This is a genomic window from Mesorhizobium tianshanense (assembly GCF_007830515.1).
In the GTDB taxonomy this organism is placed as follows: Bacteria; Pseudomonadota; Alphaproteobacteria; order Rhizobiales; family Rhizobiaceae; genus Mesorhizobium; species Mesorhizobium tianshanense.
The window spans coordinates 22,851-44,824 of the sequence record NZ_VLKT01000055.1 but is presented as its reverse complement, the minus strand read 5'-3'; the positions used below and the strand labels follow the sequence as shown (position 1 = coordinate 44,824).

Sequence of the window (21,974 nt, the reverse complement as noted above, 5' to 3'; positions counted from 1 at the left end):
TCCACGTCATCCTCGACAACTACGCCGCACACAAGAAGGACAAGGTCCGCGCCTGGCTCGCGCGCCATCCGCGCTGGACCTTCCACTTCACGCCGACCTCCTGCTCCTGGCTCAACGCCGTCGAGGGATTCTTCGCCAAACTCACCCGGCGCAGGCTCAAGCACGGCGTCTTCCACTCCGTCGTCGATCTCCAGGCAGCCATCAACCGCTTCGTTCGCGAATACAATGCCGACAGCCCCAAGCCATTCGTCTGGAGAGCCGATCCCGACGACATCATCGCCGCCCGAAACCGAGGGTTCCAAACGTTGGAATCAATCCACTAGTACGCGTCCGCTGACTGGCTCAGCGCCTCGATCTCTGCCATCTGGATGCCCATTTCGACAAACGCGCAAAGCACCGAAAAGCGGTCCGCTAGTGCAACACGTGCCAGTCCGGCCAGAACCCCCGCACTGACAGCGTGGGCGGCAGGTAATGGCTGCGAGGCCGATAACGCTGATGCATCCATGGCCGAACCGTTGGCGCGCAGTCCCGCAGCCAGGGCAATCCAGGCGGCCGGCGTTGCCGGCGGCATTGCAGCGGCGTTGCTTACTGCCGCGCTATGATGAGGACTGTCCGGTTCGCTGACCCAATCACGAACAAGCGCGAGCAACTCCTGGTCCCTGCTGTCGAGCAGATCGGTCAGGTGGTGCAGGCACTCATGGGCCCACCACACCGCGGCCCGTTCGGGAAGCAGATAGGCACAGAATGTGACCGCATCCTCGGGCACCCGCCCGGCAAGGAGGGCGCGGCAAAATTCGATTGAGGGCTGTTCGGTCGGAAGTGCCACCATGTGCCTGGAGACAGCGGGGCAGGCCATGAAAAGATCCCGCGCCGTTTTGAATCGAAGCTCATTGGCCATGGCCGCCACGCTTTCACTTAGGGAACAATCGACACTGAAGCCCTGGACGGGGCGCTGGTCAAGTCTCAGGCCATAGCAAGATGAAACTGCCGTATACTCTTCATATGCTCGACGTTTATTGACAGACAATCGCTTCGGGATTTGGTATAGTCCGCAGCCGCCGAAATCGGATGCTCAAAACAGGAGTACCGCTATGAAGTTGGGCAGTTTAGCCTTCGTGTTGACGGTCGCGCTTTTTCCAACTCACGCTTTCGCCGACCCAACTCAGAAGTCAGAAGACATCGTGAAGTTTTTTGCCGGGGTGAACGAGTTCGGCGCGTCGCGTGGAATTTGCGTCGGCACCGAAGACGAATGCAAGAGCAAGCAGAATGACGCGCCGGCCGACAAGACCAGCCTCGATATGCTGATCAATTTCGGGCTGGATTCCGCGGAACTCGACGCGACCGCGCGCGCTGAACTCGACGAATTCGCCAAGGCGCTGAAGGACAGCCGACTGAGCGCTCTCGACTTCGTCGTTGAAGGTTACACCGATGCATCCGGCTCGGCGCACTACAACGAGGGACTGTCGGAACGAAGAGCCCGATCGGTAACAACCTTCCTGACCTCTAACGGCATCGACCCTGCCCGCATCAAAGCGGCAGGCATGGGCGAAACGAACCCGCGCAGCCCCAACCCATACGATGCGGTAAACCGCCGGGTGGAGATGCGGATAAGGACTGAGTAGGGCCGCTGCGACCAGGGCACGGCTCACGTCGACAGGCTTGAAACGTCGGCTTGTCAGTTGTTGTTATTGTTGAGCACGCCACCCACGGCCACACCGGTGCCGAAAATCAGCGCCTTGGTCAGGAAGTCGTTGTTGTTCGGCGGCGGGGCATCCCGTCGAACCACCTCGCGGTTGCGCTTCTTCTGAACAATCTGCTGCTGCTTGCGGGACTTCTTCGCCACCACCGGCTTCTTTGTGCGGGCCTGCTGCACCTGTTTTTTCGGCTGTGCTGCACGAGCCTGATCAGCAGCGTATCTGGCACGCACCGATTCCATCATAGGATCGGTCTGGATCACCAGGAACGCCAGTTGCTCGCGCGTCAAAAAGGTGGTCTGCGGCAGGCCGTTCTTCGCTTGCCAGATGCCAATCGCCTGGCGGGTCTTTGGACCTATATTTCCATCGATGCGACCAAGCTCGTTGCCCAAGGCTTCGATGCGCAACTGCAGATCGATACGGCCTTCGCGATCGAGACCGATCGCACTTTCCGTCAACTCGGTGCCGGGGGCCTGCTTCACCTCGTCCGAAACGCCAACCGAGGTGCGAACGGCTGAGCCGGAATTTGCGTTCGCCTCGTCTTCATCGACTGCCGCGACCTGCCGATTGTCGGCGTTCGGTTCGTTCAACTGGTCGATGTTCAGCCGCGCCACCGTGGCGAAGCGGCCGTTTGGAAACTGTTCGAGATAGGCATCGTAGAACGGAATGGAATTGCGCTTGGAAGCCTCATCCCACAGGCGCTGCTCCACCTCCCAGGAAGGAGGCTCGTTGGTCACCGGGGCAGGGGCCGATGTCGCCGCGCCGGATGCGCCAACAACGACAGGTTTTGTGGCAGGCGCTGCTTCCGCTACGGACTGTCCCAGGAAGACCTCGCGTCCCAGTGATGCGTTGTGCCAGGGCCTCTGGCGACCTTGTGTCGTTTCGGTCACCTGGCCACGCACACGCGTCAGCGCGCTCTGGATTTCAACGCCGGGTTCAGTCAGGTGCCTGGCGAGCGCTGCGGAGTAGGGACTGTTGACGCCATTGCCGTCGAAAGCGATGGCGCCGGGATCGGTTGCATACGCAATCAAGATTCCGCCGGTTCCAACGCCGTCCGATTTTGCCTCGATCGGCGCCAGACCGGTGCCAAACGAGGCGGAACGGCTCTTCGGCATCGAGGCGGCCAGCGTCCTGGCCAGTGGATTGTCGCGGCAGGCATCGAGGATAATGACGCCGATCGCCGGCTCGGCCGGTAACGCCGCCATGAAGTCGTCGATCTGAACGGTGCGGGTCTTGAGATAAACGGGCGATGTCAGTTCGGCGTCCACCGGAATCAGGAAATTCTTGCCGTCGACCTGCATGCCGTGGCCGGCATAAAAAATGACGGCGAGGTCGGCATCGTAGGATTGCTCGGTAAACCGACTGATGAGGCCATGCATGCCTGCATTGTCTTGATCTATCCCCTCGATCACCTGGAAGCCGGCATTGCGCAGCGTGGATGCGATGAGGTGCGCATCATTGGCGGGATTGGGCAAGGCAACGGCATGGGCATATTTGCTGTTGCCGATGACCAGCGCCACGCGTTTGGCATCAGGCGCGGCAGCCTCGGCGTCAAGCGAGGCGATGATAAACAGGATAAACCCGCTCAGAAAGACGGCAAACGCTTTCATGGACCAGCCCTCCGCCCCTCGGGGCGCACTATTGATATCTGCGCATGCTAAATTTCATCAGCGACATGGTCGCTTCCGCCAAAATGGCTCTTGGACGTATGTGATCTCGACCACAATTATGGTTCACAAGGCGCCCGAAAAAAGTTGCCTATAATAACACTTGGCAGCGGGAACACCAATGGTCCAACGGCAGAGCTCGCACGCCGCGAGAAGCAGGTTCAAAGCGTATTGTGCATCGAGCCTATGAGGGCGGTGATTGCCTGCTTGTACTTTTCGAACTCCGGCGATGTCTGGCGGACTTGTGTCGTCGTTGTCTGCTGGCTCACCTCGGTCGCCGCCGGGCTCAGCTTCCGACCCATTTTCCTTTCGGCCCAGCCCACGACGTAGCTGGCGGTCTTGCCGGTGAGAAACGGGTTGGCTTGAATGACGGCCGAACCGAGCACGGCGCTCAATTGCGCCGAACCCGGCGACGACAGCACCTGATGGGCGCCTTCCATTCCCAGGAAGTGACAGAGATAGAGTCGGCCGGCTGTGATCTGGTGGCCGCGCGCCCGAAGATAGGCTTCGCCTTCGCGCGCCAGATTACTGACCATCTCGCGCGATATGGTGGCGTCGTAACGTAGAGCGAGCAGGTCGGCGGTTGACAGTGTCCGCGCAAGTTCGGGGCGGTAGGTGTTCATCATCCTGATCCACGTCTTCGTTATGAACTGACCAGCGCCCGTCGCCGAAGAATTTGGGTTCTTGGCGCGGGCGCTGCCGCCACTTTCGACTTGAACGATACGGTCGGTCAGCGTTCCGACAGCGGAAGCGTCCGTTGCTATCGCCGTAACCGTGCCCAGGGGATTGATCGCCTGCCCATTCCGATAGAGCTCGAAATGCAGGTGCGGCCCAGTCGAAAGGCCGGTGGTGCCGATGTAACCAATGATATCGCCTGCCTTCACCTGCGCGCCGACGCCGGCCTTGACCGCAAATTTCTGCATGTGCGCATAGCGCGTCTCGCGCGCGTTTTCGTGCGAGATCTTCACCAGATTGCCGTACCCGCCTCCATCGCCCTGAAAGACGATTTCGCCGTCGAAGGCGGCCGCTATCGGCGTGCCCACAGGTGCCGCCCAATCCACGCCCTTGTGGATGCGGACAGTCCCGAGGATTGGGTGCTTGCGCGGGCCGAAGGTGGACGTCATGACCCCGTTGACCGGAGTGACCATGCCGTTGGTGACGGTCAGCGATCGAACCTGATCGTCGCCGCCAACGCATGCGAACTGGCCGTCGGTCTGCTGGAAGACGAAACAGTCGAGGCTTTTTTCGGCGCCCTGGACGCCCACATATAGCACTCGTCCGGCCGTCTCCTCCTTGCCGCGCGGCCTTTGCGAATAGATCAGGACCAGACGCTGGTCTTCGCTGGCGAACGCATCCAGATCCTGTCCTCGCGACAGATACATGATCGCTTCTCCAATCACGCCGGTTGGAACTTTGTTGCGGGCCGCTGTCGAGTAGATTGCGTCGAGTAGCCGGTATTGCCTTTTGTGCGTGCCCTCCGCCTGAGCGCCCGAGTAGTTGAACAGATCTTCACGGACCCAGGGGTCGACACCAGACACAAACGCACCAGCGGCATTGCGCGTCAGCGTACCGACAAATACGTTCTTGGCGTAGATCGAAACCTGCATGAGGGACATGGTTGTCGTCTCGCGCGCCGGCCTGAAACCACGCATGGCGACGACATAACCCGGCTCAAGGCTTTCCCGACTGAAAAGCGCCTTCAGGGCTTCGCCTGCCAGCTTGGCATCCTCGGCGGAGAAATGCGCATCCAGGGCAACGCTGTCCAAGCTGCGATCGTTGAGAATCTTTACGAACGTGTCCTCGGTAGCCTCGAATCTTTGATATTCGCTGGTGACAATTGCAACGCTCGTGTTGTTTTCGATCTGGGTCTTCCGGAACGCGGGAAGGGCTGCCTCGCCTGCATCGATTGTTTCGCCCCAACCTGCTTCGGAATCATCGGCAGCCGCCTGCGGGTCCGAAGCAACTGGAGCCTCGTTTGCAACGGCTGGTGGCTGAAGATCGTTTTGCAGATCGCTGGATGGCGCCGCCGCCGTCTGTCGCTGCGCCTGGAAGAATGCGAAATCTTCTTGCGTGGACGGTATCGTTGTCATGAACTTTTCGCTGGCGCTAAGCATCACGTCGGAAAGAACCTCGATCTGGGGCGAAACTCCGGCCTGATCGAGTTCTGCCGGGCGCGCGACCGCTTGGCTTTTTATTGCGGCGCCGGCGTCGGGCGAAAGGGTGATCCACATCGGGTCCCCTGCGAGGTCGATGATGGCTGGCACATAGACCGATGCATCGGCCGGCATGTCGTCGGTTCCCTCGACCGCCTGCAACTCCTCGTCTTCATCGCCAAACGACCAATAGTCCGCGGTGAGATAGAAGCCGGCGGCGATCGACAACAGAACAATCACGGCAAGACCGCCAAGGAGTCTGTGCCAGAGCCTGCGTCTGCGCAGGACGGCGCGCGCCTGCTTTTTCAACCTGAAGCTTGTGTCGATACTGTGCGTCACGGGTTGCTTCCCGTCAGGAAAAAGGTCCATCGCACCTGTTCAAGCGTATCGACTTCCAGAAATCGTGCCGCAATATGTCCGCGCTGCCAGCATTCATCGATGCCCCGTATCGAGAAGCGCCGCCGGTCGATGCACATTTCGGTCGAACCGCTCAGCGTCGCATGACCAAAAACGTCCGTCGCATAGATGTAGATGTAGCGGTTCGTGAGTTCCTCGCGGATGACGTTCACGCATTGATTTGCGCCGATGGTCCACCAACCATCGGTCTGGTCCGCATTGTCGACCTTTTGGCCGACGGCGAGATTGACGACGTCGAGCGTCTGATTGCAGACGGTGAATTCGGCGCGCGCTTCGTGGGACGACAGGAGAGCCAGCAATGTCGCACCCAACATAACCGCAAGTTTGATACGGACTCTCAGGACAGGCACTGCGCGAAGCCCGTCACGCTGATTTTTGGGCGGGACAGTGGTCACGAAGGAAAAGCGCGAGAGGTGCATCGGCGTCCATGCTACCCGCCAAGCCGGAAGTACTTTGCAGTCGCGGAGAACTCAGATCCGTTGGTCTCGATCTCTTCGAGAATCTTGGGCAACAGCTGCGCGGCTGGTGTCGGCGCGGGGAACGCCGCAGCCTGAATATCCCGTGGACCCGTGATGACCATTATGATCTGCGGCAAGACCTTGCCGGCCGCCTTGTCGGCTGCGCCGAGATCGATCGGAATGTTGAAAGTGGCCTTGTCCGATTGCACCAGGATACGATCGTCAAGGTTGAATGCCATGCCCCTGTGGTCGATCAACAGCAAGCTGGAGATCAGGCCGCCATGCGTCACCAGCGTGCCGCCGATCGGCGAACCGCTCGGCACGGTCGTTTGATCGAGAACAAGCTGCGGCTTGTCGGCCGCTGTCTGGTCCATAAAGCGCAGAAACTTGGTAACTTCGCATTGGGCTGGTTCAATGAGGCGGAGGCTGATGTCTGGTTCGACTTGGAATCTTGCCTGGAAATCGTACATCATTCGTTCGAACGGCGGGACCTCCGTTCCAAATCCCTCGATTGCGGCAGCCGTGCCGGTTGCCGGCGTCAATGCCGCGTAGAAACAGCCGCCGCCGTTGAAGTCGCGCACCCAGGAGACCCGTTGTGCAGCGTCGTCGACAGCAATTTTCGGCGGTATTTCCGGTTTAGGCACGTTCAAGGCGACGTCGGCTTCGTCCGGCTGGTTGCCCGCCGCCGGTTCGCCCTGTTGCCCCTGTGCGTTCGCGTCATCCGTCTGGCTTGCAGAGGGTTCGGGCATCTGCACGGCCGCCTTGGGTGCTGCCGGCTGGCTGGCCAATTGCTCGGGTTTCTGGCTCTCGATGACGTCGGGCAGGACCGCTGGTGGCGGCGAGGCTTTTGCGGTCGACTGCTGAGGTGCGCGCTCCACTTTCTGCGCCTGCGCCGCGGCGACGGCCCTGCGTTCGGCGTCGAGCCTTGCCTTTTCTTCCGAAGCGGTCCGCATCGCCGCATCCGCCTTCTGGCGTTCCTCGTCTTCGGCCTTCGCCGCCTCGGCCTTGGCCCTGGCCTCGGCTTCAGCCCTCGCCTGCGCCTCCGCCTTGGCCTCCGCTTTCGCTTCGGCTTCAGCTCTTGCCTCTGCTTTAGCCTTCGCCTTGGCATCTGCCTGATTTTCAGCTGGCGACTGCGTCTCGGTTACCGACTGCTCCAGGATTTTTTCGGTTGGTGAGGCGACTTCGGCGGGCTGTGTCGGCTCCGACATTTGATCGGCCGCGGCACCTGCCTGATCTTCAGCTGGCGCAGTGGTCTCTGGTTGTGGCTGCTGCGGTGGGGCCGCCTTTGCCGGCTCATCGCCCGGCGAATTTACAACACTGTCCATCGGGGCCGGCTTTGATGCCGAGAGCTTTGTCTCGCCGGCGGTCGGCGTGGAAGGCGTCATCACGCCGCTCAGATAAATGCCTGCACCGGCCGTGACAGCTAATGTCGCCAAGGCAGCGATCGCGATGGATCGGGTCTTGGCGGACTTTCCAGGGACGTTTGGCAAAACCGCCCGAGGAGGACCGGCAACTGCCGAAGGCCTCGGTTCAGACAGGTGCGCCGGGCGGACATGCGGGACGAAGACCCGATCACCGGGAGCCGCCGGAGGCTGGCTTCTGGGGCCAGGCGCCAGCGTCCCCCCCGCCCGCGGTAAACCCGTCCGCTCTCGGGGGATGGTCGACGTTGGCGGCGCTGTCCCCTCGCTATCCGTGTCGTCACGTGTCATCCTGGCGATGTCCGCCATGCTGATCGGCCGGTCTTGTGGATCCGGCTGCAGCATGGCTTCAACAATTCCGCGAAAATCGGCGTCGATGTCGGACAGGTCCGGAACGGTTCGGCGTTTTTCCACGATCTCGAACTGGGAGCCGCCCATGTCGATCGGTTTCCCGCGTAGAGCAGCGGCCAGCACCAACCCCAGGCTGTACATGTCGGATTGCTCGCTGACATCGCCGCTGTAGAGCCCGAGTTGTTCGGGAGAAACGTAGTTATACTTCCCCGCGAACTTGCCGCCGATCAGGGTCTCTCCGCCGACGGTCGCCGACCGCGCGATACCGAAATCGATGATCTTCGCACGTTCGACCCGGCCTCCTGGCAGGATGATGTTGTCCGGGGAGAGATCGCGGTGAATTGCGCCCGCCTGATGCACGGCGCTCAAGCCGGAAGCGAGGCGATGGCAGAGCTTGCGCACGTCTTGCGTCGGCATCGGGCCACGTCGCATGACATCAAACAGCGATTGGCCATCGACGAATTCCATGGCGAGGTAGGGACGGCCGATCCCGGGATCTATCGTGAAGACGTGATATCGCACGACCGCGTCGTGCGACAGGTGATTGAGGATTGACGCTTCCTTGCGGAACAAGGACAGGATCGTCTGATCGCGGGCGAACTCAGGTAGGACGATCTTGATCGCGACGTGGTCGCCGGTCTGGATGTTGTGGCCACGGTAGACCTCGCCCATGCCGCCGAAAGCGATCCGCTCGTCGAGTTCGTAGATGCCGCTAAGCTGCGTGCCCACGGCCGTGTTGGCGAAGTTCGGCGATATTCGCGTCTTGTCGTCGGCGCTCATCGGCCTCAACCCTCCGCTCTCGACAGATCCGGACGGAGCGATTGCCCGTTGCGCCCGTCCCCGATCTTGACGAGCACAATCGTGACATTGTCTGTTCCCCCGCGCGCCAGCACCGTTTGCAGCAGGTCTTCGCATGCCGCCTGAGGTGTGGCGGACACTGCCGCCGCCTCGATCTCGGCGTCGGTGACATGCGCTGTCAGCCCATCGGTGCTTAACACGAAAATGTCTCCCGGCAGGATTTCGCCTTGCTGGAAGTCGATGACGATGTCGTCGCTGACACCGACCGCATGCGTAATGACATTGCGGCGCGGCCAGGTAAGCGCTTCGGCTGCGCTGATCATGCCTCGGTCGAGGAGCTCCTGAACTTCGGTGTGGTCCTTCGAAATCTGCGAGATCGCGGCGTTGCGGATCAGATAGACGCGGCTGTCGCCCGCCCACAGGCAGGCAAACCGCCCATCCATCGCCAGAAGGGCGGCGACAGTGGAGCCGATGGTTACGCCGCGGGATTCCGATATCCTGCGGATTTCGGCATTGGCCCGGGTGAGCCGGTCCTCGAAGCGCGCGCGAAGATCCGGCGCAGAGCTTGCAATGCCGATCGTTGCCAGATGATCAATGATGCTGGCCGAAGCGATTTCTCCAGCATCATGGCCACCCATCCCGTCGGCCACCACCCACAGGCCAGTTTCCGGCTCGACCAGGTAGCTGTCTTCATTGAGCTCGCGGACACAGCCTCTGTGGCTGACGCCGAAGCTCTCAAAGGAAAGGGCGACACTATTCAATTTGCCACCAAGCGTTTCTCAAGCGTCCTCTGCGGCGCACTGTCAGCGCTCGCTCGCGCCAGTTTGCCACAGGCTCGAACATTAGAGTATCGAAATCAACGTGCGTGCGCCTGCTGCCGATGGACGGCCTCGCCGTGCTGGAAAGCTCAAAGATCATCTCAAAACGCCTTTGGACAGCTGAACCCCGAAAGCGCAGGAAGAAAGAGGGGGTTGGGATCCGAACTGGCCTGGATCGTGTAGGCGACATCGCGCCCGCCGATCACGAAGCGGGCTTCCGTGGCGCCGCCGGTGCTGCTGATGGCGGCCTTGTCCAGCAGACGTTTCAGCGCCCACGGACCGTCGAACTTGATCGCAGACTCACGCCCCGGCATTTCCGGCATGAGGCTCAGGCTCGCGGACGCGGAAGCCATACCGCTCGGCCAGGTCAGCGTACTTGGCGCGTTGCCCGCCTGGTTGCTTTGGACAATCTGACCATCGACGTCGAGTACCGCCGCATCGGCATCGCCATGCAGTGAAAACGGTGTGAAGGTGACGTTGACCGACGGCACCGAACCACCCGAGGGAAAGAAGGCGTTGCGGATTTCCGCAGCCATCTGGAAGCTTTTCAAGGTCGACTTCGACAGGTCGCGCCCGAAGCGGGCATCCTGTTTCCAGCTCCAGTCCTGGCCGGTCATGTCGATCAGCGATGCGAGATTTTGTGCAAAGAACCGGTCCATCAGTCCGCCTGGGGCGAACAGTTTCGCGAAATCCGCCATCGCAATATCCTCGGCGCCATCGCTGGCGAAGGGATAACGGCCGTCAACCACCTCCTGGCAGGCGCGCGTGACCGTCTGGTCGAGCATCTGGTTCAAATTCGCCAGCGAGGTTTCTGCGACATTGCCCTCAAACTCGTCGGCGGTCGCGGTGACCATTCGGGCGAGTTGCTTGGGCAGACGCGAGACATTGGCGCGAAGGGTGGATATCTGCAGCTGCAGATTCATGTTGACGCGTTCCGTCTGCGAAGGGACGTCGGCCGCCAGTTGCAGGCTCTGGTAGATGTCGCGGAAATTCTGGGTCAATGCATCCATTGGGCGGCGTCCGGCGGGGCCGTTCACCAGGGCCTGGAATGGTCTGAATTGCGCTTCGATGTTCGCCCCGGGATTCTGATTTTGCGCGCCAGCGAACCCTGTGCCGGCCCGGCTTTGCGATTTGCCGGTGGCCATTTGAATGCCGATGCGAGCCAACCCCCTGGCGACATCTGCAGCGTTCTGTGGCCGGTTTTGAAGCGTGCCGGAATCGGCCTCGGAGCCATGGCCTTTGCTGGACCCAGCTTCTCGCGTCAGGGCTGTCTCGTCGGCAATCGCCGTAAAAAGCTGGTCGATTGGCGAGGTCGGGGAGGCGGCAGCGGACAGAGCGATATAGTGCGGCTTGTCCTTCAGCATCGCCTTGAACTTCAACTTGTCGAGAACGCCGTTCCACGCCGAGGCGAATTCCCTCCCATAGCGCTCGACAAGTTCGGGACCAAGCTTGAGCAACTCCTGATCGATGCCACCTTGCTCGCCGCCGCCGCCGAGAACCCACTGGTCATCGACAAGCATCTGCGCAATACGCGAGAGTTGTCCAAGATAGAAGTTGTTGAAGCCGCTATAGGTGTAGATACCGGGAACGCGAAGGCCTGACAGTTCGCCCCCATCGACACGCTCGAACAACAGCTGCGCTTCCGGGCCGCCTTTCACGGATACGGAAAAATCGTCCAGCGCTGCCGCGTAGACCGCCGACTTGACCAGGGCGGAGGCACGATCGGCAAGGCTCATGCGTCCAAGCGAGCGTTGAGCGGATTCGACATGTGGCTGGTTGAGTTCGAAAACCGGATCATAGGCGTCGTCCAACGCCAGCATGGCCCGCAGATGCTTTTCGAGTTGCGCCCGTCCCGCGCGGTTGTTTTCGCCCGGATATCGGTTCTGCTCCCAATCCTGCCTCATCCAGGAAACGATCAACTCGTCATCGACCTTCGGCGCCTTGCCGCCAAGCATCAGGTAGATTTTCAGCGGTTCGTAGAGCGCGGCGGGATCGGCCATCTTGGCCTGGATCGTCCGTTCGGCCTGAAGCAGCAGGCGCGAGCGGAATGTTCGCTCCAGCGCTTGCCGGTAAGCCGTTTTGGATGCCGAAAGAAGCCTTTCCCGCTGACTGAGGCCGAATGTCTCCTCGATCGGTGTCGGCAACTCACTGGTCTCGAACCCGGCCGGCAGGTTGCGCAACTGGTCGAGCGGGCCAATGACGTTTTCGAGGTCGACATCGGCGACCGTCGTGCTTTTGAGCAGCGGGTCCGCCGTCTCGCGATACTGGCTTACAGCTTGCGTTGTAGAAGCAATCAGCGACCTGTTGGCTGTAAAGCTCAGGGCCAAGGTGCCCAGAGCTGCGGCAGTGATCAATGTAATTGCGCCAAGGCCGCCATATCTGGCGATCGCTGCACGTCTTTCAGCGGATCTGTCGTATGACACCCACCCCGATTCCGCGAAAATGACGCCGGTTAGTAGATCATGCAAGAAGAAGCTTTTGCCCGTGCCGGAAAGATGGGCGTGGGAAGCGCTGCCGAAACTGCGACCGATCGCGCCCAGCACCTGGTCGATCGGCGTGCCCTCCTGCGTGCCTGACGAAAAATAAAGCCCACGCAGGCTGACGTTCACTTGGCTGCGGGCCGGATCGAATATGCTGGCGACGAAACTGGCAATACGACCCTTCAGCGCGCCAAACTGGGCTGGAAAGCCAAAGGCGGAGATGCGCGCGAGCGGATCGGCCTCTTCCTGCAGGCGATCAGTCATCTCCTCCGCCAGGCGTTTTGCCAGCGCGTCGAATTCGGCCGGTGCCTCGCCGGCCATGTTCTTGCTGCGGTCGGCGGTCTGGAATGTCGCGCCCCACACTTTGCGGCGGCGCTGCTCGTCGAAACCGCCAAAATAATCCATGAAACCGCAGACAAGGTCGGCCTTGGTGAAGAGCAGATACACCGGGAACTGGATTTTCAGTGTTTCGTGAATTTCGCGCAGACGGCGGCGTATTTCAACGACATGGGCGTCAAGCTGCTGATCATCGAGGCTCATGAGATCGGCAAGGCTGATGGCCAGAATGACGCCGTTTATCGGTTGCCTGGTGCGGTATTTCTTGAGCAGCGACAAGAAGGCAAGCCAGCTCTTGCTGTCGCTCTTGGCATGGGAATCCTGTGTCGTGTAACGCCCGGCGGTGTCTATCAGCACGGCTTCGTCGGTGAACCACCAGTCACAGGAGCGTGTGCCGCCAACGCCGGCCACCGGCTGCGCGCTGCCCGAACCGGCAAGCGGAAATTTCAGGCCCGAATTGACCAGCGCCGTCGTCTTGCCGGCGCCGGGGGGGCCGATGACGATGTACCAGGGAATCTCATAAAGGAAGTTGCGCCTGCCGCTCGATCGTTTGAGCGCCGCGATGGCTTCACTCATACGCGCCTCGAGCACCTGCGAGTCGCCACTATTCTCGTCACTGTGGGCGACCGCCGTTTCGAGCGCCTTTTGCGCTTTTCGTGTTTGCCAGAAACGCAGGCCGTAAAACAGCGCCACGATCGCCACGATCACGCCGATGATCGTCGCGCGCAGCCAGACGGGGCCGAGCGGGCGGCTGTCGGCAAAACGGATCAATGGGCCGGCAAACCAGACGGCTGCCGCGAAGCCGGCCAGCGCGATGGCGCTGAATATCCGCAGCAGCCAACGCGTCATAGGCGCTTCCAAATGGCCGGGCTCACAACGTCTCCTCCTTGGGGATCATCACGTCGACACGGCGATTCTGCGCGCGGCCTTCCGGAGTCGCATTGTCGGCGATCGGTTCGTCTTCGCCTTTGCCATCGACCGTGATTCGCGAGGGGTCGCTGAAATGCGGTGCCATCATTGCTTCGACCGCTTTCGCTCGGGCGACGGAAAGGTCGAAGTTGGATTTGAATGCGCTCGATTTTCGCGGCTTCACATTATCCGTATGGCCGACGATCGAGATCGGTCCGGGCTCGGGTTCCAGCGCGGCGGCGATGTCTGCGGCAATCGGCTGAAACTCCGGGTTTACCTCGGCCCTGCCGGACTGGAACAACAGGACGTTGTTGATCTCAACCACAATGAACCTGCCCTGCGTGCCGACGGCCAGCCCACCGCGCGCGATATCCTTGGCCAGTGCGGTACGGATGCGATCGATCTGGGTGGTGGTGGCGGGCGGGGCAACTTTCATCGGCTCAGCCAGCGGCACCACGCTGGCGCGTTCGATAGCGATCGGTGTCGATGGATCGAGCGCCAGCAACCCGCGGGCAAGGGCGTCGCCCTCGTTGGTGATGAAGACCCGCAAAACGAAGAATGCCGCCGTCAGCAGCGCCGACGCTGCGGCCGCAATGACCCAGAGCGGCAGCCGGGCCGGCGACTGTGCGCTTGACACCGCCAGGCTTTGCCAGTGGGGCGAGATGTCTTCGTCGGCGCGCGCCCTGAAGTAGCGAAGTGTCTCGTAGACGTCACGCCGAACGCGTTCGAGATTGTTGTCTTCGCGCGCCAGGCCTCGATATTGGCCTTCGAACCCCAGAGACAGGCAGGCATGCATCAGTTCGAGCAAATCGTAGTGTGTTTCCGGGCTGGCCAGTATCTTGTTCAGTGCCTCGAAGAAGCCTGCACCGGTGGGCGCGACGTGAAAGAACTGCGACAGCATGCTGTGCGGCGACCAGGCGTCTGTCCTGGGCCAAGGCAGGTTGCCGATGAGATCGTCAGCGGTTTCGCAAAGGGCAAATTTTGCGATCCGCGCATCTTCTTCGGGAACGCCTGACTTCTCCATTGTCCGGTCTAGTTTTTCGATCGCCTCGGCGACATGTTCCGACAGTTGTGCCGCTTGTCTTTCGACAGGCATTTGCCTGAGCTGGCCAAACAGCATCAGCAAAGGTGCGGCTGCGGCAAGGATCGGGTTTGCTGCGCAATATCTGACGCTATCCGTGGCATTCAGCAGGATCTCCTGCTGAATGCCTGGCTTCGGTGTCGCCGCAAAGGAGCCATCTCCCGTCGTCGCGCCGGGATCGGCACCCTGATAAAGCACGGTTCCGGACGTCCAGCCCGGCGGCGCATGATGACCGACACCCGGATCGAAAACCGTTGAATCCTTGACCGGCGAGGGACCGGGCTGTCCGCTGTCAGGAACAGGCCCCTGAGGAGCTGGCGCTGATTTTTCCGCGCGGCGTGGTGCGCGAATGACGGTCTTGCCCGCTGGGCCGAAAGGATCGTCCTTCGAGCTCATCGCCAAACGTCCGTCCACGCCCGGTTCCTGCGTTTGCGCCACAGGCGAGTATAAGGGTTCCTGGTCAGGCGCACGAAACGCAGGCGCTGCTGACGAGGGCAGTGTCTGGAGGAAGCTCGGCTACAAAGAACTTTCCCGCCGTAACATGACATGTGCCGCAGACCCCCAGGTCAATCAGCCTTACCCGCTGGCGAACTGTCGTATGTAATCCTAAGCTCAGAAACGGTCGATTGGAACCAGATGCCGGGCGGCCAAAGGATTTTTCTTCGCCAATTACAGCGCTGCGTCCCTTGGGCTCGCAAAGGACGCTCTAATACTTTCCACTTGGTAAATGATCCGTTCCGCAGCCCAAGGTCAGCCCAGCAAACAGGTCCGATTTCCAAGGCATGTGCCAGGTTCAGTCTTGCCGGCCTATTTTTGCTTGTCGGCTTTGGCATAGGCTTCGCTGAAATAGGCCAGGAATATGTCCAGCATTCCGTTTTCGTGCGCTTCCTCCATGGTTCGCCATTTGGCGACAAAGGCGTCCCAAGCCAGGCTCTTCTTCGACGTGAATGACGTGGGTGGGAGCTTCTTGCCGATCGACTCCGGCGACAGGTCGTCAAGCAGTCGGGAGAGCGCAGCCTGCATGGCTGCGTAGGTGGCGAATTCGTGCGTCTTGAGGTCGTGGAAGGCATCTTCGATACTGTGCCTGGCATCGAGATAGCCGGCCCTGCGCCGTGCGAACATGATTTCAAGGATGTCGTCGGTTCCCGGGACGAACTTCAGGGGATTGTTATCCGCAGCACTGATCATCGTCCGGTGCGTGCTCTTGGCCAGTATTTTCGCAGCCGCACGTGCCTTCAGCAGCAAGGCCAGTTCCTCGACCACCGTCCGCAGCACCGCGCCGATTTCGGCAGCGACTTCATGCGGATCACGCGATTGAAGCATTTCCGGCGGGATGCCGGCTCCGATCGCGATTTCTCGCAGCACCTCGTCTCTCGTTGAAGGGAGAGGGGCAGACGGCGAAGACGTCGACACCGGTGGTCGCTGCTCGGGCCGCTGCTCTACCGGATTGAAGAAAGGCTCATCTCCGAAGTCCAGCGGCCGGCCTGTCGTGACCGGCATTTCTCGTTGCGTCGAACCGTGCCTGCTTTGAGCGCCTGTCGTGGCGCGCTCGTCGTCGATCGACACCAAGATGACGTAGCGGCCGATCAGCAACCGGTCGCCATGGCCGAGCCGATGCGGGCCGGCCATGCGATGGGTCGATCCGTTGATGAAGGTCCCATTGCGGGAGACATCGTGCAGCCAAAACGCGCCTGCCTCGTAGCGAACGTCGCAGTGTCGGCCGGAGATGAACTTGTCCGGGTCGGGCAAAGTCCAGTCACAGGCCTCGCGGCCAATTTCGAAGCTGCGATCACGAGCTGAGTAGCCGGTCGACATACCGGCGGGCACGGAGTCGACATTGTTGATCTGCAGCCTGATGAACATTCAAATCGCCGTCGATCGCCTGTCAGGAAACTCACCCATGACAGCCCATTATACCAGTAATTTTTTGAGCGCGGGGCACAGAGGCATTCAAGCCGATGATTCTAAAGTTAACCACGCTGCAGCCCACCAAGCGGTCCCCTTTGGTCGTTGGAAGACATGTGCTAGGCTTAGGCAGAAACGAGCGGCGGGAGGGGCACGACCCATGCCGAACGAACGTGCCACGGTTGTGCAGACGCCGGTTGGCTCTGACCTGTTGACCTTCACGCATCTTGTCGGGCGTGATGAGATCAGCCGTTGCCTGGCCTACACGGTCGGCTTCGTGAGCAGCAGCCCCGATGTCGATCCGCTGAAGATGCTGGGCGGTGCTGTTTCGATCGAAGGTGAATCCGATCCGAAACGTTGGTTCAGCGGCCTGGTGTCCGAGTTTCGGCTGACCCGGATCGAGGACCGTCTGGCATATTACGAAGCAGTCGTCAGGCCATGGCTCTGGTTTCTCGGAAATACAACCGATTGCCGCATTTTCCAGAACATGAGCGTCATCGAAATCATCGAGGAGGTCTTCTCGAAATACAGCACGGCAAAATTCGAGAAACGCCTGCAAGGGTCTTATCCGCCGCGCGAGTACTGCGTGCAATATGACGAGACCGACCTCGATTTCGTGCAGCGGCTGCTCGAGCACGAAGGCATCCTGTATTTCTTCGAGCATGACGAGGGCAAGCACACGCTTGTGCTCGCCGATGCCATGAGCAAGCTGAAGCCGGCGCCGGGCTATGAGAAGGTGCCTTATCACTTTGAAGGGCAGGGCTCCCGGCGCGATGTCGAATACATCACCGAGTGGATTCCGGGCAGCTCGGTGCGGCCAGGTGCCTATGTCCATACCGACTATGATTTCGAGAAGCCGGGCGCCGACCTGATGGCCAAATCCGCCCAGCCGTTCGGCCACAAACTGGCCGCGGGCGAGAATTACCGCCAGCCCGGTGCGCATCTCGAAGTGGGACGCGGCGACAGCCTGGCGGCGATCCGGCGCGAGGAAATTCAAGCCGTGCACCAGCGCATCGCCGCCGTCGGAACCGTGCGCGGCCTGTATTCGGGCTGCACGTTCAAGCTGGACGGCTTTCCGCGCGAGGACCAGAACCAGGAGTATCTGGTGGTCAGCGCCGAATACCGGCTGTTCGATCCCGGTTACAGGGCCCTTGCCGACGTCGACAGCGAGAACTTCAAGGTGATCCTGGGCGTGGCGCCGACCGCCTTGCCCTATCGTCCGCCGCGGATCACCCCGCGGCCGATCATGCGCGGCCCCCAGACGGCGACGGTGGTCGGCCCCTCCGGCGAGGAGATATTCACCGACAAATATGCCCGGGTGAAGGTCCAGTTCCACTGGGACCGTCTGGGCAAGAAGGACCAGAACAGCTCCTGTTTCGTGCGGGTCTCGCAGACCTGGGCCGGCAGCGGCTGGGGTTTCATCCAGATACCGCGCATCGGCCAGGAGGTGATTGTCGATTTCATCGAGGGCGACCCGGATCTGCCGATCATCACTGGTAGGGTCTACAATGCCTCCCAGATGCCGCCTTACGGGCTGCCGGGCAGCGCCACGCAATCCGGCTGGAAGTCCGACTCCTCGAAAGGCGGCGGCGGTTACAACGAGCTGATGTTCGAGGACAAGGCCGGCTCCGAACTGGTCAATTTCCAGGCGCAGAAGGATCATAACCTTCTGATCAAGAACGACCGCACCAAGCTGGTGCAACACGACCAGTCGGACCGCATCGACAACGATGCCAAGCACTCCGTCGGCCATAACCTCGACGAGGACGTCGGCAACAACAAGACGGTCAAGGTCGGGGTCGACCAGACCACCGACATTGGCAGCAATGATACAGAGACGGTCGGCAAGAACCGCTCGCTGACCGTGGGCATCGATGAGACGATCAACATCGGCTCGAACTCGACCGAGACGATCGGCGCCAACCACACGCAGACCGTGGCGCTGATCCAGACCGTCACGGTTGGCGCCGCGCGCATTGATAGCGTGGGCGCCGCCGAAACCAGGACCGTGGGTGCGGTGCAGACCAACACCATCGGCGCCTCGCGCTCGGTGACGGTGGGCGCGGCTCAGTCCCACAACATCGCCGCCGCTGACAGCTGGGCGATCGGTGCGGGGCAAACGGTCAACGTCGCGGCCGACCAGAGCGTCACCGTTGGCAGCGCCCAGACTTTCAGTGTCGGCGCAGCGCGCAGCGCCAGCGTCGCGGCCGACGATTCCACAAGTGTCGGCGGTGCTCATTCGCTGAGCGTCGCAAAGGATAGTGGGATCAGCATTAGCCAGGATAGCTCGATCAAGGTAGGCAAGAAGCTGGTGATCGACGCAGGCGACGAGATCCTGATCCAATGCGGCTCGGCCAAGATCATGATGAAGAAAGACGGCACGATCGGCATCGAGGGCAAGGATATTTCGGTCAAAGCGTCGGGCAAGATCAGCATCAAGGCGTCGAGCGACATCACCATGAAGGGTTCGAAGATCAGCGAGAATTGAGGTGCAGCGATGAGCGACGTTCGCGAACGCATTGACGGTGTGGTGATCGGCATTTTTCTCGGTTTCGACGGCGACGCGTCGCCACTGGTGGTATTTCCCGGCAACCCGGAAGAGACAGCCTTGCCGGCGCGCAGCCTGACCGAACTGACATCCGATATGATCGGCTCCGAAGTGGCTTTGCTGTTTCAAGGGGGCGACGCCATGAGGCCTCTGATCGTCGGCCGTATCGTCGAGCCGGCGCGCAAGACCGCCGCCCCACACCTCGTGCGCGACGGCGAGTGCGTTCGCATCATCGGCGAAGAGCGCATCGAACTGCGCTGCGGCAAGGCAACGATCCTCATGGAAAAGGACGGCCGCATCACCATTCGTGGCACCTTTGTCACCAGCCAGGCGAGCGCCGCCAATCGTATCCGTGGCGGCTCGATCGATCTCAACTGATGTTGGCCGCAACCCGAAATCAAAAATCGAAAGGCGCGCCGGAACGGCCAATAGTCCCGGATGTCGTCAGGCAGCATGTCGAGCAGGCGGCGTTCTTCTGGGCACAGCGCGACACGCTGCTGACGGACGATCCCCCTGACCTTCATGTGGTCGCTGGCGTCGACAGGCGGCTGGAAGCCAACCTCGATGGTTTGCGTATCGCCGGACCGGCCGCCTGGCCGTTCGTCGTCGCAGCACATGAGGACTTCCCCGAAAAGGGCGAACTGTTCCTCTATGCATGGATGGCGATCGAGCAGAATGACGGCCTCCGTGTATCCGAGGCCGTCGAACTCGGTCGCCAAAGCGAGGACAACGCACGTGGATTGGTCGGCGCGCTGGCATGGCACGAGCCCGGAACGATCGCCGCCGAAGTGCGGGACTGGATCGGCGCGCAGGACGCGTTCAAGCGATTTCTAGGCGTATCGGCCTGCCTCGAGCATGGCGTCGATCCGAAGCAGATGCTGGCGCGACTTGTCCGCGATCGGGATGCGCGCGTTCGCGCCGTCAGCCTGCGCCTCGCTGGAAAGCTGAGGCGAGCTGATCTTGCTAAGGAATTGCGGGCGGCGCTGGAGGATGGCGAAGAGCAGCCAAGGTTCTGGGCCGCATGGGCGTTGGCTGAACTCGGTTCTGGCGATCTGGCCATTCCCGAGCTGCGGAAGGTGGCGGTCGCCGGCGGTCCCGACGCAATGACGGCTCTGCGCGCGGCGGTCAGGGCTGCGCCCGACAAGGACGGGCGCGCCTGGATGGGGGGCTTACTCAAATCGCCTGAAACCGCGCCCTTGGCGGTGCGCGGCGCCGGAATGCTGGGCGACCGTACCCTCCTGCACTGGCTGATCCATCAGATGCGCAATCCGGCACTTGCGGCTGCGGCCGGCAGCGCGCTGCTGGAACTGTTTCCGGAGGCGCGCGAGGCCGACCTGTTCACAACCGAGCCGAGCCAGGTTGGCCAGGATTTCGAAGATCACTTCGGGGATGAGGTCGCGAAAGTGCCGTTCGCCGACAAGGTGAAGGCATGGGGCAACGCCGGCGGCTGGCTGGCGACGTCCTGACAAGAACTGCCCGCCAAATCGATGCTGCCAAGGGCAGAAGGCTAGTCAGCCGTAAATCTGTGTAGCCATTGCACCGAATTCTCATCGGTCCACCGATTCCCGCCAAAGGAGCCGTGTTTCACGATCTGTGCCGGCAGAAGCGCTCTGGCGAGCCTTGCCTCAGGCCGAAAATCCTCACGTCGGTTGAGATCGATGAGTGCCGCACGAGGCCGGGTTTGATACATCGCGCCTGTCGGAAGTTCCCGATAGGCATGCGCGGCCCGGCTCGCTGCCGGGTGTAGGCCGGGAAATTCCTGCAGGATCGAGGTGCCCAGGAGCGTAAGCCAGGATATGCATTTGAAGCGGTTGGCGAGCCAGTTGACCGTGACGTCCTGGTTCCAGGCCTCCACGCCCCAATACCTCTGGCACACGGAATACATATGGTCGAACGCTTCGACATCGTCAGGCCAAGGCTGAAGCACATACCCGCACGTTCCGCTTGTGAAGGGAGCCATGGCCGCGATCTCCAGCACAAAGGCCTGGATTTCGTCCTGATCGCAGTCGTGCGGGAATTCGAAGCGACAGAAGCTCGACTTGTTGGGCTCGCTTACCGGTTTGTAGCTGTGGAAGACGAACACAAATGCGCCGAGCGATTTGTCGTCATCGAAGGCGTAGCCCCATTCCAGCGTCCTGTACAAATCCGGGATATATTCCTCCAGAAATCTGCGATGCGCGTCCTCATTGAATTCTTCGATGAACGAGTCCGACCACGTCGCCAAGTATCTGCGCATTCTTTTTCCGAAGCGCGACATGTATAGATCGTAGATGCGCCTGACGTAGACGATTTCAATCGCGCGATTGAAATAGAGTATGAAAACCAGCTTGAGTTCCCACCGTGGAATTTTCTCGCCGAAACGCGTCTCGACCTTGAAGAAAGTGTTCGACGATCGCAGGCTTGGGCTCATCGCGTCAGACCTTTTCGGTCTGCCTTGTGACGCGCAATGTCTTTCTCGAGTTCGGCCTTTCGCGACTCGAGATAGGCCACGAAGTCCTGGTGCTCCTGGCGGATGCCGCCGGAATCGATGTCGACAACATCGATTTTACCTATCCTGCTGGCCCTAAAGGCGACGGAATGAGCATCGTTGTCGGCCTGGCAGAAAATAAAGATCTCCCCCTCCCTGAACATCTCCGCGTCGACAAAAAGCTCGTCCATTTCGGGGTTGTCGAGAATGTGTTTGGTAGACAACAAGAAAACATTCGGTGCATCGAAATTGTCGATACCGTCATGCGTCCGCAACAGGTTCAGGTAATCATCCGGGAGAGGGTGACGCCAAAGCTTTTTCAGCTTGTTGATATCCTGTTCGTCCGCTCCCGGCCTGAACACAGGCTCTCGCTTGATCCTGAAAAAAGATCGATGTTCAATGGCTCGCTCGGCTATCTGTTTTACGAGCGAAAGTACGGTCTCATCATTGGACATGGAGTTTCTCCTCACTAGA

General features: G+C 60.8%; 16 protein-coding genes and 1 pseudogene. 5 read left to right on the top strand and 12 right to left on the bottom strand.

Annotated elements, in window-relative coordinates; all coding sequences use genetic code 11:
- On the top strand, window positions 1-323 hold a 323-nt coding region (locus IQ26_RS31325; RefSeq protein ID WP_208760256.1), incomplete at its 5' end, for a transposase.
- Here the strand turns inward: IQ26_RS31325 and IQ26_RS31320 are convergent.
- Window positions 320-898 carry a DUF6931 family protein gene (locus tag IQ26_RS31320; RefSeq protein WP_145722255.1) on the bottom strand — a complete coding sequence of 193 codons (579 nt, stop codon included), beginning with the start codon at window positions 896-898 and terminating at the stop codon, window positions 320-322. The genes IQ26_RS31325 and IQ26_RS31320 overlap by 4 nt on opposite strands.
- A gap of 193 nt (window positions 899-1,091) precedes the next feature.
- Between IQ26_RS31320 and IQ26_RS31315 the strand changes: the two genes are divergently transcribed.
- A complete protein-coding gene (locus tag IQ26_RS31315) occupies window positions 1,092-1,622 on the top strand; it encodes an OmpA family protein (protein ID WP_145722260.1) in 531 nt (176 codons plus the stop codon).
- Between the two features lie 53 nt (window positions 1,623-1,675).
- Here the strand turns inward: IQ26_RS31315 and IQ26_RS31310 are convergent, their stop codons facing one another.
- From IQ26_RS31310 to IQ26_RS41330, 9 genes and pseudogenes are all read right to left on the bottom strand, one after another.
- Window positions 1,676-3,304: a caspase family protein gene (locus tag IQ26_RS31310; RefSeq protein WP_145722254.1), complete on the bottom strand. Its 1,629-nt coding sequence runs from the start codon at window positions 3,302-3,304 to the stop codon at window positions 1,676-1,678.
- Window positions 3,305-3,522: 218 nt separating this feature from the next.
- Window positions 3,523-5,853: a M23 family metallopeptidase gene (locus IQ26_RS31305; protein ID WP_145722253.1), complete on the bottom strand. Its 2,331-nt coding sequence runs from the start codon at window positions 5,851-5,853 to the stop codon at window positions 3,523-3,525.
- Complete coding sequence (locus IQ26_RS31300; RefSeq protein WP_240547320.1) at window positions 5,850-6,230, bottom strand: DUF1036 domain-containing protein; 381 nt, start codon at window positions 6,228-6,230, stop codon at window positions 5,850-5,852. Before IQ26_RS31300 ends, IQ26_RS31305 begins: the two co-directional genes overlap by 4 nt.
- Before the next feature lie 131 nt (window positions 6,231-6,361).
- The gene (locus IQ26_RS31295; protein ID WP_145722252.1) at window positions 6,362-8,938 is read right to left on the bottom strand and encodes a serine/threonine-protein kinase; all 2,577 of its coding nucleotides are present in this window, start codon (window positions 8,936-8,938) and stop codon (window positions 6,362-6,364) included.
- A 5-nt stretch (window positions 8,939-8,943) separates the two neighbouring features.
- Entirely contained in the window at window positions 8,944-9,717 is a 774-nt protein-coding gene (locus IQ26_RS31290; protein WP_145722251.1) for a PP2C family protein-serine/threonine phosphatase, read from the bottom strand.
- A 158-nt stretch (window positions 9,718-9,875) separates the two neighbouring features.
- Window positions 9,876-13,439: a type VI secretion system membrane subunit TssM gene (gene tssM / locus IQ26_RS31285; protein ID WP_145722250.1), complete on the bottom strand. Its 3,564-nt coding sequence runs from the start codon at window positions 13,437-13,439 to the stop codon at window positions 9,876-9,878.
- Window positions 13,440-13,461: 22 nt separating this feature from the next.
- On the bottom strand, window positions 13,462-14,976 hold the full coding sequence (gene tssL / locus IQ26_RS31280) for a type VI secretion system protein TssL, long form (protein WP_145722259.1): 1,515 nt from the start codon (window positions 14,974-14,976) through the stop codon (window positions 13,462-13,464).
- A 411-nt stretch (window positions 14,977-15,387) separates the two neighbouring features.
- Window positions 15,388-16,173, bottom strand: a complete 786-nt coding sequence (tagH, locus tag IQ26_RS31275) for a type VI secretion system-associated FHA domain protein TagH (RefSeq protein ID WP_322791155.1) — start codon at window positions 16,171-16,173, stop codon at window positions 15,388-15,390.
- Window positions 16,174-16,395 (bottom strand): annotated as a pseudogene (locus IQ26_RS41330) (FHA domain-containing protein); the annotation flags it as partial.
- 250 nt (window positions 16,396-16,645) lie between these two features.
- Between IQ26_RS41330 and IQ26_RS31270 the strand changes: the two are divergent.
- The 3 genes from IQ26_RS31270 to IQ26_RS31260 are packed head-to-tail and all read left to right on the top strand — an operon-like array spanning window position 16,646 to window position 20,499.
- On the top strand, window positions 16,646-18,973 hold the full coding sequence (locus IQ26_RS31270) for a type VI secretion system Vgr family protein (RefSeq protein ID WP_145722248.1): 2,328 nt from the start codon (window positions 16,646-16,648) through the stop codon (window positions 18,971-18,973).
- A gap of 9 nt (window positions 18,974-18,982) precedes the next feature.
- On the top strand, window positions 18,983-19,411 hold the full coding sequence (locus tag IQ26_RS31265) for a DUF6484 domain-containing protein (protein ID WP_145722247.1): 429 nt from the start codon (window positions 18,983-18,985) through the stop codon (window positions 19,409-19,411).
- Window positions 19,411-20,499: a HEAT repeat domain-containing protein gene (locus IQ26_RS31260; protein WP_240547319.1), complete on the top strand. Its 1,089-nt coding sequence runs from the start codon at window positions 19,411-19,413 to the stop codon at window positions 20,497-20,499. The genes IQ26_RS31265 and IQ26_RS31260 overlap by 1 nt, the downstream gene beginning before the upstream one ends.
- A gap of 41 nt (window positions 20,500-20,540) precedes the next feature.
- Here the strand turns inward: IQ26_RS31260 and IQ26_RS31255 are convergent, their stop codons facing one another.
- Together IQ26_RS31255 and IQ26_RS31250 are read right to left on the bottom strand one after the other, a co-directional pair.
- Window positions 20,541-21,443: a type VI immunity family protein gene (locus IQ26_RS31255; RefSeq protein ID WP_145722246.1), complete on the bottom strand. Its 903-nt coding sequence runs from the start codon at window positions 21,441-21,443 to the stop codon at window positions 20,541-20,543.
- Window positions 21,440-21,955: an SMI1/KNR4 family protein gene (locus IQ26_RS31250; protein WP_145722245.1), complete on the bottom strand. Its 516-nt coding sequence runs from the start codon at window positions 21,953-21,955 to the stop codon at window positions 21,440-21,442. The genes IQ26_RS31255 and IQ26_RS31250 overlap by 4 nt, the downstream gene beginning before the upstream one ends.
- Window positions 21,956-21,974: the final 19 nt, after the last annotated feature.

What these genes read in the sequence shown, in the direction of transcription:
- IQ26_RS31320 (WP_145722255.1), bottom strand. Translation starts at nt 898, where the DNA reads ATGGCCAATGAGCTTCGATTCAAAACGGCGCGGGATCTTTTCATGGCC.
- IQ26_RS31315 (WP_145722260.1), top strand. Translation starts at nt 1,092, where the DNA reads ATGAAGTTGGGCAGTTTAGCCTTCGTGTTGACGGTCGCGCTTTTTCCA.
- IQ26_RS31310 (WP_145722254.1), bottom strand. Translation starts at nt 3,304, where the DNA reads ATGAAAGCGTTTGCCGTCTTTCTGAGCGGGTTTATCCTGTTTATCATC.
- IQ26_RS31295 (WP_145722252.1), bottom strand. Translation starts at nt 8,938, where the DNA reads ATGAGCGCCGACGACAAGACGCGAATATCGCCGAACTTCGCCAACACG.
- tssM (WP_145722250.1), bottom strand. Translation starts at nt 13,439, where the DNA reads ATGACGCGTTGGCTGCTGCGGATATTCAGCGCCATCGCGCTGGCCGGC.
- tssL (WP_145722259.1), bottom strand. Translation starts at nt 14,976, where the DNA reads ATGAGCTCGAAGGACGATCCTTTCGGCCCAGCGGGCAAGACCGTCATT.
- IQ26_RS31270 (WP_145722248.1), top strand. Translation starts at nt 16,646, where the DNA reads ATGCCGAACGAACGTGCCACGGTTGTGCAGACGCCGGTTGGCTCTGAC.
- IQ26_RS31265 (WP_145722247.1), top strand. Translation starts at nt 18,983, where the DNA reads ATGAGCGACGTTCGCGAACGCATTGACGGTGTGGTGATCGGCATTTTT.
- IQ26_RS31260 (WP_240547319.1), top strand. Translation starts at nt 19,411, where the DNA reads ATGTTGGCCGCAACCCGAAATCAAAAATCGAAAGGCGCGCCGGAACGG.
- IQ26_RS31255 (WP_145722246.1), bottom strand. Translation starts at nt 21,443, where the DNA reads ATGAGCCCAAGCCTGCGATCGTCGAACACTTTCTTCAAGGTCGAGACG.
- IQ26_RS31250 (WP_145722245.1), bottom strand. Translation starts at nt 21,955, where the DNA reads ATGTCCAATGATGAGACCGTACTTTCGCTCGTAAAACAGATAGCCGAG.